Here is a 12,858-nt window from a genome sequence, read left to right as displayed (position 1 = left end):
GCTGCGTTCAGCCCTTTCGGGCGTTGACCTCTTTGACCAGGTGGTTGGCAGCCGCCAGCCCGATCCGTCGGTTAGCGGTGCGAATGTCTTTGACCGCCTTGATGAATTCCTGTTCAGGGTCAGTTCCCGTGCGCGCGAGAACACCTCGTGCCCAATCGACTGCTTCGTCCATGTCGGTGAAGAACCCCACGAGCGATTCTTCAGGGGTCGGCTGGTGGCCAAAAAAGAAGAACATAGAATTTCATTATGCCCGAGGGTGATTCCGTCTACCAGCTGTCCAAACGGCTGCAGTTCATGACCGGCCGCGAAGTGACCAAATGCTCTCTGCGCGTGCCCCGCTTTGCCACCGTCGACTTCACCGGCATGACCGTCGAGCGTGTCTGGCCCTACGGTAAGCACTTGTTCATGCAGTTCGGCGCGGGCGGCTACGAGCCCGAGATCTTGCACACCCACCTCAAGATGGAGGGAACCTGGTCAGTCCATCGCGCGGGCAGCCGATGGAAGAAGCCTGGTCACACAGCTCGAGTCGTGCTCCAGCTTGCGGATCCGGCCGGCGATATCGAGCTGGTCGGCCATTCCCTCGGTCTTGTCGACGTCTTCCCTGCCGCCGCGTACGAGGAGGAGATGGGCTATCTCGGCCCAGACATGCTCGCGGAAGACTTCGATTCTGCGGAGGCTTATCGACGCATTCTCGCCGCACCGGAAAGAGAGATCGGGCGCGCGCTCCTGGACCAATACCGTGTCGCGGGAATTGGCAACGAATACCGCGCCGAGATCTGCTTCCTCGCCGGCGTCCACCCTGCCCGCACCGTTGGGGAGTTGGGGGAGGAGAAGGTTCGGTCGATCGTCGATATCTCCCGCCGCCTCATGTGGACGAACAAAGAGGAGGTCAAACGCGTCTCCACCGGGGTGAAACGGGCCGGGGAGACGGCTTACGTCTTCGGTCGTAACAATAAACCCTGCCGACGCTGCACCACCTTGATCAAAAACGGATTCCTCGGCGGTGCGGGTGACCTTGAGCGCGTGATCTGGTGGTGCCCCACCTGCCAGCCAGAGCCAGAGGGCTGGGCAGAACGCGCCGTGCGGAAAAGTTGACATAGCGGGACCGTGCTCAAACGACTAAAACGCTGTGAGCTGCAGTTACGTTGCTAGGTGGAAATCCAGTTTGTCAGCTTTTCCGCAAGGGATGCGGCCCCGTTAGCCCTGCGGTGCGGTCTCGTTGCGCTCACGAATGGCGCGGCGGATGAAGAAGACCAAAAAGCCTAGGATGATGAGGATGAGCAGGACGTAGACGACCTTGGAGTATTGGTCGACGTAGCGCTCGACAACGTCCCAGTTCTCACCGAGCTTGAAACCGAGGTAGATCAGGATGAAGTTCCAAATGCCGGAGCCCAGGGTGGTCCACAGGCCGAAAGTGAGCAGGTTCATTCGGTCGAGGCCGGCGGGAATGGAGATCAGCGAGCGCACGCCGGGGATGAGACGCCCGAAGAAGATCGACGGCTTGCCGTAACGGTCGAACCACTCCAGAGCTTTATCCACGTCGGAGGCCTTGACCAGCCACATCCAATCCGCGATGGCGCGCAGGCGGTCGGCGCCCAACCACGCACCCAGGCCATAGAGCATGTACGCGCCGACGACGGAACCAATGGTCGCCCAGATGAACACCGACACGAAGTTCAGGGAACCCTGCGCGACGGTGAAGCCGCCCAGCGGCAGCACGACCTCCGAGGGGATTGGCGGGAAGAGGTTCTCCAGCAGGATCGCGATGCCGACGCCAGGGGCACCGAGGGCATCCATGAGGTTGACAATCCAATCGATGATTCCGGACACGCGTCACTCTTTCTTCTGGCGGTCAGTCGTCTAGCACTCTATCCGCTAAAGGTATCTGGACTAGAAACGTGCACCGTTAGATATCTGTTGACCAGGTATGCACCGGGGCGGAGGTCTTCTGATTCTCCAGGTACGCCTCGAGCACACGGGCAAGTGCGTCCTGGCGTTCCGGGGAACCGGGCTTCGTGCCCACGCCGGTGGAGGCCAATGCATCGAGCTGCCACGATGCGCCGTTCTGGCGCCGCCACGCGCGCCCTTCGATGACGCCCAGGTACTTGTCAATCAAGTTCTCGTCGACCTCGAGCATCTCCAACCCGAGTCGCGCTTGGTCTAGGAGGTGGTTGAGGACGAGGTTGGAGACGTCGATACGCCCCAGCGTGGGCCACACAACCCGGGCACCGAGGCCGTCGCGCGCGCCGGCGAAGAAGTTATTCGTCGCGTCGGTGAAAGTTAGGCGCGACCAGACGGGTCGAGTCTGTTCGCCGAGGAACTTGACCATGCCGTAGTAGAAGGCTGCGTCCGCAATGATGTCGATCGTCGTCGGGCCCGCCGGGAGGATGCGGTTCTCCACGCGGATGTGGGACAGCTCCGTCGACGGATCGTAAATCGGCCGGTTCCACCGCCAGATCGTGCCGTTCTGCAGATTGAGGTAGTGCAGGCCGGGGCTGTTGCCGTCCATGATCGGTTTGCCTGCTTCGGCGCGGCCTTCCGGGATGAGCGGGGAGAAGTAGCGGACGTTTTCCTCGAACAGGTCGAACACGGACGTGATCCAGCGTTCACCGAACCACACACGCGGCCGCACACCTTGGTTAACCAGCTCCGCGGTGCGGGTGTCCATGGACTGTTGGAAGATGGGGATGCGGGATTCGTGCCACACTCGGTGGCCTAAGAACAGTGGGGAGTTTGCTCCGAGCGCCACCTGCACGCCCGCGATAGCTTGGGAGGCATTCCACGCGTCCGCGAAACGGTCGGGGGCGACCTGCAGGTGCAGCTGCATCGAGGTGCAGGTGGACTCGGTAGCAATGTCCTCAAAGGATTCGCGGTACCGCTCTTCGCGCGCGATGTCGATGTCTACGAGTTCGCCGCGGGCCTGCATCACCGAGTTTGTCAGGGCAGCGTAGCGGTTCTCTTTGGTCATCCACTCGGGGCTTTTCAGGTATTCGGTGGTGACGGTCGGCAGGGTGCCGATCATCGCCATCCGCGCTCCTGCCGTCGCCGCGGCTTCCTGCACATTGTGCAGGCGCTCGTTCAGGCCGTTGTGCAGCCTCGTGAGCCCGTCGCCTTCCATCGACAACGGAGGGTGGTTCACCTCGACGTTGTAGCGCCCGACTTCTGCCTGATATTCATCTGAAAGCTCAGCGAGCACCGCATCGTTGCAACCCGCAGGCGCTGCATTCTCGTCGACGAGGTTGAGCTCGAGCTCCAAACCGATCGTGCCGTGATCGACGAATTCGGCCTTTTGGAGGTGCTTGTCAAAAACCTCGAGCTCGTCGAGCAGGTAATTGCGGTACTGCGTCCGCTGTTTCGGGGTATAAGAATCGCGTGATACGGCGTCGCCCATGGTTGTCAAGAATAACCGCAGGCGGCGCCGATCAACCGCATTTCATTTACTTTTGTTCGCGGTACCAGCGAATCAGCGCGTCCGTTGAAGCGTCGCCGGTGTCGGGTGTTTCTTCGCCGCTGACAGCGCCCGCCAGCTGGTTGGCCTGCTCTTTGCCCAGCTCAACACCCCACTGGTCGAAGGAGTTGATGCCCCAGATCACGCCTTGGGTGAAGGTGATGTGCTCGTACAGCGCGATGAGCGCGCCAAGCGCGTGCGGTGTGAGTTCTGGGGCGAGGATCGTGGTGGTCGGGCGGTTGCCCGGCATGACCTTGTGCGGCGCCAGCTGCTTATCGACGCCACTTGCCTCCACCTCTTGCTGCGTCCTCCCGAAAGCAAGCACCTTGGTTTGGGCGAAGAAATTCCCCATGAGCAGATCGTGCATCGATCCTTCACCGGTGGCCGTCGGCAGGTCTTCCTTCGGGGTGGCAAAGCCGATGAAGTCCGCCGGGATCATCGTCGTTCCCTGGTGGATGAGCTGGTAAAAGGCGTGCTGCCCGTTCGTGCCCGGTTCTCCCCAGAAGATCTCGCCGGTGTCGACGGTGACGGGGGAGCCGTCGATACGCGTGCTCTTGCCGTTGCTCTCCATGGTGAGCTGCTGAAGGTAGGCGGGGAAGCGGGAGAGGTCCTCGGAGTAGGGGAGCACGGCGTGGGTCTGCGCGCCGTAGAAGTTGCGGTACCAGACGTTGAGCAGGCCCATCAGTGCCGGGACGTTGCGCTCGTTCGGGGTGGTGCGGAAGTGCTCGTCCATCGCGTGGAAGCCCTCGAGGAAACGCATGAAGTCCTGCGGGCCGATGACCGCCATGAGCGACAGACCGATTGCAGAATCGACCGAGTAGCGGCCGCCGACCCAGTCCCAGAACGGGAACATGTTGTCAGTGTCGATGCCGAACTCGGCGACCTTCTCCGCGTTCGTGGACACCGCTACGAAATGCTTTGCGATGGCGGACTGGTCACCGTCGAACTGCTCCAGCAGCCAACGCTTCGCAGCATGCGCGTTGGACAGGGTCTCCTGCGTGGTGAAGGTCTTCGATGCAACGATGAACAGCGTTTCCTCCGGATTGACCTCATCGAGGACCCGGGACATGTCAGCTGGATCGACGTTAGAGACGAACTCGGCGGTAATGCCCGCCGTGGCGTACGTGCGCAGCGCGTTTGCCGCCATCGCGGGACCCAGGTCCGAGCCGCCGATACCGATGTTGACCACCTTCTTGATCGTGTGGCCGGTGTGTCCCTGCCACTCGCCCGAGCGCAGCTTGGAGGCGAAATCGCGCATCCGGCCCAGCACTTCGTGGACGTCTGCTGCAGCGTCCTGGCCGTCGACTTTCAGATCCCGCTCCGCCGGGATGCGCAGCGCGGTGTGCAGCACAGCACGGTCCTCAGTGGAGTTGATGTGCTCGCCGGTGAACATTTTCTCCGTGGCACCCTTCAGGTCGGCCTCCTCGGCGAGCTCCACGAGCGCGGCGAGAATGTCGGCGTCAACGAGGTTCTTGGACAGGTCGACGTGCAGGCCAGCAGCGTCAAAAGTGTAGGTCTCAGCACGGTTGTCATCGTGGGCGAACAGTTCGCGCAGGGTGGTCGCCTTCTTCTCGGCGTGCAGCTTGAGCAGGTTGTTCCAGGCAGCGGTGGAGGTGATGTCGGTCATGGCCCCAAGGGTAGTGAAATTCTCGCGGGCTCTCGGGGTTAATTTTCGGGGATAATGGGCCGCATGAGCATTGTGAAGATCAACGCGATCACTGTCCCTGAGGGCGCTGGCGAGCACCTGGAGGAGCGCTTCAAGGCCCGCAAACACGCCATTGACAATCAGCCCGGTTTCGAAGGCTTTCAGCTGCTCCGCCCCGTCAAGGGGGAAGAGCGCTATTTCGTGGTCACCCGCTGGGCGGATGAAGAGTCCTACAACAACTGGTGGGCTGGGGAAGGCCGCTCTGCACACGGCGAGGGCCGGGAAGGCGGGGAGGCCCGCAAGCCTGTCGCATCCGGTGCGGAACTGCTCGAGTTCGAGGTCGTGCTCGACTCGCTCGAGGAGGACTAGGGGCCCGAGATTTAGTTTGCATAGTTGCACAGGCAAACAATTCTGAACTGGGGTTTTGTCCAGACCGTCACGAGCGAATGCAAACAATATCTTGACGCCGCCTCTAGGCCCTTTCCCGGAGCAACGCGAGGAGGATTCTTGGTAGGTCGTAGAGCGTCCCAGCTGAGATCCGCACGACGGTCCATCCCATGAGCTGGCATTCCAGGTTGATCCGGAAGTCGGTGTCTCGTTGGCCGCGAGCTAGGTGGTGTTCGCCGTCGTACATCAGGGCAATCTTGAGGTCTGTAAGGGCGAGGTCGAAGGTGGTGATGAGGCGTGGGCCGTCGTAAAGCGGGACTTGCTCGGTGAAGGCGAGCCCGTGTGATCCGAATTCCCGCGCGGCCTGTGCCCATTCAGTGTCGCCAATGAGGTTGGGTTTTTCCGTCAGCGCTGTGCACATGAGACGCATCTCAGTTTCTTTGGGCGATTCAGCCCGCGCGCTAGAGAGCTGGAGAACGTTGCGCAGCCATCGGTTGTCCACTCGGCCGCGCGCGGCATCCAGGATGGATTCGGGGGTGACTCCAAGTAGGTGGCGTGAGGCGTCGACTAGCTGGACAGCCCACAGGACGATAGGGTCAGCTACCCATGCTGGGCTTGACCATGAGTGGATCCCTGCGCGGACATCTTGAACAGCTTCAACGACAGCGTCGGGTGGTGCGCTGACGGGTATCTCTAGCCCGTTCCAAATGACGGTCCACGTGCCCTTCGCTTTTCGACGCCTCCTGACCAGCCCCCATTCCCTTTCCCTCCGATCCACCGGTGTGTTCATCGTGGTGTCGCACGAGTCGGCTAGGTAGGGAAAACCCAACAGGGCGAGAGCGCTGAGACCTGCGACCACGCAGTTGGGGTTCTCATGGGCGTGGGCTACAGCTCGTAGACCGGCAGGCACCCGGTAGGCGGTGTTGTGGGGGTGGAATCGGGCATCGTGCCGGGCAAGTTCAGGTGATCGAACCGGGAAGTCTGACGCGAAGAAACCGGAAGAAACCTGAATTCCCCCGCCTGTCCGGTTGAGGGTGCCGGGGACTCGGCGGGAAATAGCCATCCGATCGACGCACGCAAGTTTTGTGTAGCCCATGCCCTTCTTAGACTGCGGGAAGGGTGGTTCGGTTCCCTTGAATCGCGAACAGTGTGGCCTTGTTGGATATAGTTTGCACGCTTGCCGTGGAAGTTAAATCTGACCTGCGGTTTTGTCAGCTCGGAAGGGGCCGGGTGCAAACTATATCCAGGCCGCCCGCTAACTTAGCCCAACTTGCCCCGCCCGAGCCTGAGCAGGATCGCCGCCAGGTTCGGGCCTTCTTCTCCCAGCTCGTCGCGGAACTGGTTGATGATGGCCACCTCGCGGTTGTGCACCAACCGCGTCCCGCCGGAACCCATGCGGGTTTTGCCGATCGCTTGGGAGATCTCGGTGCGGCGCTTCACGGAGTCGAGTATCAGCCGGTCGAGTCGGTCGATCTCTTGCCGGTAGCTCTGAATTTCAGCGTCGGAAAGCGGATCGTCGGTGCCCGACGGATGCCTGATCTCGAACTCGCTCATAGCGCTTTATTCTGCCATGACCGGCTGCGGGACAGGTGTGGTACACCCGCCTAGTACGGTTGTACCCATCATGGGAACTGACTTGACTTTGGGGTTGAATCCGCAGCAGAAGGCCGCCGTGGAGCACACGGGCAGCCCGCTGCTCATTGTCGCTGGCGCGGGCTCTGGCAAGACGGCTGTACTGACGCGGCGCATTGCGTATCTGCTGCAGGAGCGTGGGGTGGCGCCGGGGGAGATTCTGGCGATCACCTTCACCAATAAGGCCGCCGCCGAGATGAAGGAGCGCGTGGGTGCTCTCATCGGCCCGCAGGCGGAGCGAATGTGGGTGGCCACGTTCCACTCTGTGTGCGTGCGTATTCTGCGGCAGCAGGCGCAGCTGGTGCCGGGGCTGAACACGAACTTCACCATTTATGACGGTGATGATTCGCGCCGTTTGCTGGGCATGATCGCCAAAGAGATGAACTTGGACCTGAAGAAGTTCTCCGCGCGGACGCTGGCCAACGGGATCTCGAACCTGAAAAACGAGCTCATTGGTCCGGAGGAGGCGGCTGCGAACGCCCAGACGACGAAGAACCCCTTCGAGGTCACCGTGGCCGCGGTGTACACGCAGTACCAGCGTCGGCTGCGGGAGGGCAATGCGGTGGACTTCGACGATCTGATCGGCGAGGTTGTCGGGTTGTTCAAGCAGCATCCGCAGGTGGTGGAGTACTACCGTCGCCGCTTCCGGCACGTGCTTGTGGATGAGTATCAGGACACCAACCACGCGCAGTACGAGCTGATCCACACCCTCGTCGGCAATGGCCCTGATGCGCCGGAGCTGGCGGTCGTTGGTGATTCGGATCAGTCGATCTACGCCTTCCGCGGCGCGACGATCCGCAACATTGAGGAGTTCGAGCGTGATTACCCCGATGCCACGACGATCCTGCTGGAGCAGAACTACCGCTCGACGCAGAACATCCTTGCCGCAGCGAATGCCGTGATCGCGCAGAATGCTGGCCGCCGCCCGAAGAAGCTGTGGACTGACACGGGCACAGGGGAGAAGATCGTCGGTTACGTCGCGGACAATGAGCACGATGAGGCTCGTTTCGTCTCCACCGAGATCGACGAGCTCACTGATCGGGGAGTGCAGTATGGCGACATTGCCGTGATGTACCGCACCAACAACTCGTCTCGCGCGTTGGAGGATATTTTCATCCGCGCCGGTGTCCCGTACAAGGTGATCGGCGGCACGCGCTTCTACGAGCGCCGCGAGATCCGAGACATCGTTGCGTACCTGCGCATTCTGGACAACCCGGATGATTCGGTGAGCATGCGACGCATCATCAACGTGCCCAAGCGCGCCATCGGCGACAAAGCGCAGGCGATGGTCGCGCTTCACGCGGACAATCACGGGATGAGTTTCGGGCGGGCGCTTATCGACGGCGCAGCGGGAGAGATCCCCACCCTAGGCCCCCGCGCGAAGAACGCGATCGGCGGTTTTGTCGAGATGATTCAAGGGCTGCGGGACGAGTTGCCGGAGCTGAGAAACGAAGTCACAGGAATGCCCGACTTGGGGGCTTTGGTGACGCGCATTCTCGACGTCACGGGGTACAAGGCGGAGCTGGAAGCCTCGAATGATCCGCAGGACGGGGCGCGCCTAGACAACCTCAACGAGTTGGTTTCTGTGGCGCGCGAGTTCTCCTCTGAAGCGGCAAACCAGATGGCCTATGGCGAGGAGTGGGACCCGGAGAGCGGTGAGGCCCAGCCGGGGTCGCTGCAGGCGTTCCTGGAGCGTGTGTCGTTGGTCGCAGACGCGGACCAGATCCCGGATGAGGGTCAGGGCGTGGTCACCCTGATGACTTTGCACACGGCGAAGGGCCTGGAGTTCCCGGTCGTCTTCGTCACCGGATGGGAGGACGGCCAGTTCCCGCACATGCGGGCAATGGGCGATCCAGCTGAGCTCGCGGAGGAGCGTCGTCTCGCCTATGTAGGCATCACGCGTGCCCGGGAGCGGCTCTACCTGACTCGCGCGCTGACCCGCTCGTCGTGGGGCAGTCCGATGAACAACCCTGCCAGCCGCTTCCTCGCAGAGCTCCCGGAAGACCTCCTCGACTGGCGCCGGGTTGAACCGGAGTACTCGTTCTCCAACGAAGCGTGGGGGAGTCCCGCGCCTTCGCGGCGTGCAATGCCGCGCCGCGAGCGCACACCTGTGAATAAGGATCTGCACCTGGCTAAGGGCGACCGCGTTAACCACGCTAAGTACGGGCTGGGCACGGTCATGAGTGTCGATGGTGTCGGCGCCAGGGAGACCGTCACCATCGACTTCGGTTCCAGCGGAACCGTGCGGCTGATGCTCATCGGCGGTGTGCCGATGGAAAAGCTCTAGCTACACCTCAATGCCGCGGTCCTTGAGCCACGGCACCGGGTCGATGGCGTTGCCGCCGCCCGGACGGACTTCGAAGTGCAGGTGCGGGCCGGTGGACTGGCCCTCATTGCCCATCTCGGCGATTTGCTCGCCTGCGGTCACGCGCTGGCCCACGCTCACGTTGAAGGAGTGGACGTGGCCGTAGACGGTGATGGTGCCGTCGTCGTGACGCACGCGGACCCACTTGCCGAAGCCTTGCGCCGGGCCGGCGTTGATCACGGTGCCGTCCATGACGGAGTAGATCGGGGTGCCGATGCCGTTGGCGATGTCGATGCCGTTGTGCATGCGGCCCCAACGCGGGCCGTAGCCTGAGGTGAAGCGGCCCTCTGCCGGAAGGACGACCTTCTGGCCGCTTGGCGCGGTGCCCTCCTGCGGGGTCACGGAGGTGGTGGGGACCTCGACGGTCGCTTCCTCCTCGTCGTACTCCGGCAGGGCGCGTGGGTCGTAGACGATGCTGTAGCCGGCCGCAGAGAACGTGGCTCCCTGGGACAGGATGTCGTCGAGGGCCATGCCGATGGACGGCAGGGCGGGGGTGAGACCATCGACGTCTTCGCCGTCGACAGACACGTTGATGGCGTGCGCGGGGATGGCGGCCAGGGTTGTGAGGGCCACCGCTGCGGCGATCAAGCGTCGTTTCATTGCATCCTTCTTTGCTTCTTCGTCTCTACGCATGGAATGGTCCGTTGAACTCGCCACATGCTAACTGGCTCTGGAGCACCGATCAATGCTCTGACACGGCCGTTGACGTGCTGATTCGCTCCTGAAGGGGAAGGATTCCATAGAAACGTGCTGGATACGGTAGTTAACTTCTGTGACTAATGTGAAACCTGTGAGTTTTGAGGCGGGGGTATCGGGCGGGGGTGATTTTCCGTGATTGAAACCTGTACCAGAAGCGCCACCATGCAACGAAAAACGCCCCCTTCCCGATAAGGAGGGGGCGTTCTACGGAGGTTCTAAACCGTGATGCCGCGAGCTGCGAGCCACGGCACAGGGTCGACCGGGGTGGTGCCGTCAGGGTGGACCTGAAAGTGGAGGTGGGAGCCGGTGGAGAAGCCGCGGCTACCCATGCCAGCGATCTTCTGACCAGCCTTGACGCGCTCACCGACGGCGACGTCGAGGGTCTCCATATGGCCGTAGACGGAAACGGTGCCGTCATCGTGGCGGAGGCGGATCCAGTTGCCGTAACCCTGTGCCGGGCCGGAGTCGATGACCACGGCATCAGCCACAGCGATGATCGGGGTGCCCACGGCGTTGGCGATGTCGATGCCGTTGTGCATCGCGCCCCAGCGCGAGCCAAAACCGGAGGTGAAAGTGCCCTCTGCCGGCTTCATGGACTTCGGTGTGCGGGCGGCCTCGTCTGCTGCCTTGCGCTCCTGTGCGAACTCAACAGCCTTCCCCAGCTGTTCAGAAAGGTTGTCCACCGGCTTGTACTCGCTGATCGCCAGGATCTGCGGTGCTTCCTGCGGAGCTGCCTCTTCGGCGGGGGCAATCCCGTCAAAAGCAGTCTGCGCATCGGCAAGGCGGTCATTATTAGCCGCGGTAGCTACCGAAGCGCCGCCAGTTGTCACTGCGCCCGTGGTCAGGGCGACAAGTGCGACACGGCCCTTGTTAGGGGTCTGCTTCCGGTGCTTGCCGTGGGTGCGGCGTGCGCTCGAAGAGTTCAACTTAAACCTCGTTAGATCGTCAATGGGTTACGGGTCGTTCCATAATCGTAACCGAGTTGTTATCTACCGGCCACAGATTAGCCAATTCCAGAACGTTAAGCAACCTTTCGGGCAACTTTAACCAAATCGGGTGGAAGATCTCATGTGTTACGCCGGAAAGTGAAGTGTCTGACAAACGTGTCTGACCACGATTCGCACGTCACCCGTGACAAGGTGGAATGCAATGAGTAAGAAGTCTAGTCCTCCGACGCGTTCGTCCCGAACGTCGCCCACGGTCGCTCGTCGTCGCCCGCGCTCAGTGAATGTATCAGATGCTGCGCGGGCGAACGCGACACCGGCAGCGCCGTCGACGATGAAGGAGCGCGTCCGCCATTACGCGCCGTACATCGGCGTGCCCAATATCGTGCTTGTGCTGGGCATTATCGCCGTCTGCCTGGCTACTATCCTGCTCGCTGGTGGTCGCGTCGCCGCGTTGCCCGCCGCGATCGCAGAGACGTGGTTCGTGCTCCACGGTGTACCCGTGATTTTCGATGGTGTGATCTTGGGCTCACTTCCGCTCTTGCCGGCGGTCTTGGTGGCTGCGTTCATTGCGTGGCGTGTCCGCGTCGCCACGCGCGAGCGGGTGAGTGTGCTCGATCTGTATGCGATCTTTGGCCTTGTGGTGCTCATTCCGTTCACCCTCTCCGCGATAGCGTGGTTCATGGTGGCGGATGCGTCGAGCGTTTTTCCCGTCAGTCCGCCTGCGATTCACAAGGCGCTCTTCATTCCGGTGTTCGTTCACCTCGCTGGGATGGCGTGCGGCATGAGTGAGCGGCTGTGGCGCGCGCTGTTCGATCGTGCCTCATTGCCGGTCGCGTTGATCAGCGCCACCCGCGCAATGGCCACGCTCGCGCTACGCCTCCTTACGGCCGCGGCGATCGTTTACCTTGCGCTGCTCGCTGTCGGCTACGGACGCATCACGGACCTAGTCGCCCAGTTCCCGGTTTTGGATGGGGGAGGGGTACTCGCGCTGGTGGGGCTGTGTATCCTCTATCTGCCGAACGCGGTCATCTCCACACAGTCCGTGTTGCTCGGCGCTCCGATGCAGATCGCCGAGGGCGGTGTCTCTCTCTTCAGTGCTGCACTTGTGCCGCTTCCGCCGCTGCCGCTCTTCGGCGCGATCCCAGGCACTGTGCCCGCGTGGGCGCCAGTGCTGATGATCGTGCCGGCAGCGGTGCTCATCCACTTCGTCGCTTCTCGACGTTTCCTCCCCATCGACATCGCCGCCTGCACCCTCATCGCTGCCGTTTTCGCTCTTGTTGGCGCGCTCATGGCTGGCGGCCATGTCGGTGCGTACGGCTGGATCGGGCCGTCACCTTTGTTCTTCGCCCTAGCGGCACTATGTTGGGTTGGAGGAGTGATTGGCTTGGCCTGGATCGTGGCAGCGATCAGAGGCCGCACTGTGGCAGCAGACGCCGAGGATACTGCGGATGCTGAGGACGCGGATGATGTTGACCACGCGGATGAGGCGGATGTCGTCGACGTGCCAAGGGAGCTCGAGACGGACGGGCGTGAAGACGGCCACCGCGATGTCGAAGAACCTCAGCCCGAGTGCAAACCCGAGCCGGAAGAATCCGATGAGGGTGTCTCTGAGAGAGAGCAGCCAGCAGGCGGATCCACTGCCTACTCAGTTCTGAAACAGCGGGAAGGCGAAGCCGGGCTCGAGGCCGATGAGGCTGACCCGTTGAGTGAAACGCAGCGCCCCGTCACGGACTAG

The 12,858-nt window shown here is 62.1% G+C and carries 12 protein-coding genes; 4 read left to right on the top strand and 8 right to left on the bottom strand.

The window, feature by feature from the left end:
• Positions 1-7: 7 nt before the first annotated feature.
• Positions 8-235, bottom strand: a complete 228-nt coding sequence (locus KBX19_RS01270) for a hypothetical protein (protein WP_255997121.1) — start codon at positions 233-235, stop codon at positions 8-10.
• An 11-nt stretch (positions 236-246) separates the two neighbouring features.
• Here KBX19_RS01270 and KBX19_RS01265 point away from each other — a divergent pair, with 11 nt between their 5' ends.
• A complete protein-coding gene (locus KBX19_RS01265) occupies positions 247-1,095 on the top strand; it encodes a DNA-formamidopyrimidine glycosylase family protein (protein ID WP_255997120.1) in 849 nt (282 codons plus the stop codon).
• Between the two features lie 102 nt (positions 1,096-1,197).
• Here KBX19_RS01265 and KBX19_RS01260 read toward each other — a convergent pair whose 3' ends face one another.
• The 3 genes from KBX19_RS01260 to pgi form a co-directional block, all read right to left on the bottom strand.
• Positions 1,198-1,830 carry a DedA family protein gene (locus tag KBX19_RS01260; protein ID WP_255997119.1) on the bottom strand — a complete coding sequence of 211 codons (633 nt, stop codon included), beginning with the start codon at positions 1,828-1,830 and terminating at the stop codon, positions 1,198-1,200.
• A 76-nt stretch (positions 1,831-1,906) separates the two neighbouring features.
• Positions 1,907-3,391: a glutamate-cysteine ligase family protein gene (locus tag KBX19_RS01255; protein ID WP_255997118.1), complete on the bottom strand. Its 1,485-nt coding sequence runs from the start codon at positions 3,389-3,391 to the stop codon at positions 1,907-1,909.
• Positions 3,392-3,437: 46 nt separating this feature from the next.
• Positions 3,438-5,075, bottom strand: a complete 1,638-nt coding sequence (pgi, locus tag KBX19_RS01250) for a glucose-6-phosphate isomerase (protein ID WP_255997117.1) — start codon at positions 5,073-5,075, stop codon at positions 3,438-3,440.
• 63 nt (positions 5,076-5,138) lie between these two features.
• Here pgi and KBX19_RS01245 point away from each other — a divergent pair, with 63 nt between their 5' ends.
• A complete protein-coding gene (locus tag KBX19_RS01245; RefSeq protein ID WP_255997116.1) occupies positions 5,139-5,462 on the top strand; it encodes an antibiotic biosynthesis monooxygenase in 324 nt (107 codons plus the stop codon).
• A gap of 103 nt (positions 5,463-5,565) precedes the next feature.
• Here KBX19_RS01245 and KBX19_RS01240 read toward each other — a convergent pair whose 3' ends face one another.
• Complete coding sequence (locus tag KBX19_RS01240; RefSeq protein ID WP_255997115.1) at positions 5,566-6,576, bottom strand: hypothetical protein; 1,011 nt, start codon at positions 6,574-6,576, stop codon at positions 5,566-5,568.
• A 164-nt stretch (positions 6,577-6,740) separates the two neighbouring features.
• The gene (locus KBX19_RS01235; RefSeq protein WP_255997114.1) at positions 6,741-7,034 is read right to left on the bottom strand and encodes a chorismate mutase; all 294 of its coding nucleotides are present in this window, start codon (positions 7,032-7,034) and stop codon (positions 6,741-6,743) included.
• A gap of 70 nt (positions 7,035-7,104) precedes the next feature.
• Between KBX19_RS01235 and pcrA the strand changes: the two genes are divergently transcribed.
• Positions 7,105-9,399, top strand: a complete 2,295-nt coding sequence (gene pcrA / locus KBX19_RS01230) for a DNA helicase PcrA (RefSeq protein ID WP_255997113.1) — start codon at positions 7,105-7,107, stop codon at positions 9,397-9,399.
• On the opposite strand, the gene KBX19_RS01225 is transcribed toward pcrA, so the two are convergent.
• Both KBX19_RS01225 and KBX19_RS01220 read right to left on the bottom strand, forming a co-directional pair.
• A complete protein-coding gene (locus KBX19_RS01225) occupies positions 9,400-10,077 on the bottom strand; it encodes a M23 family metallopeptidase (RefSeq protein ID WP_255997112.1) in 678 nt (225 codons plus the stop codon).
• 314 nt (positions 10,078-10,391) lie between these two features.
• Entirely contained in the window at positions 10,392-11,102 is a 711-nt protein-coding gene (locus tag KBX19_RS01220) for a M23 family metallopeptidase (RefSeq protein WP_255997111.1), read from the bottom strand.
• A gap of 223 nt (positions 11,103-11,325) precedes the next feature.
• On the opposite strand from KBX19_RS01220, the gene KBX19_RS01215 reads away from it, so the two are divergent.
• Entirely contained in the window at positions 11,326-12,858 is a 1,533-nt protein-coding gene (locus KBX19_RS01215) for a DUF6350 family protein (RefSeq protein WP_255997110.1), read from the top strand.

This window comes from Corynebacterium sp. CCUG 71335 (genome assembly GCF_024454075.1).
Classification (GTDB): Bacteria; Actinomycetota; Actinomycetes; order Mycobacteriales; family Mycobacteriaceae; genus Corynebacterium; species Corynebacterium genitalium.
The sequence above is the reverse complement of the archived record's forward strand: the minus strand, read 5'-3'. Positions and strand labels throughout refer to the sequence as shown.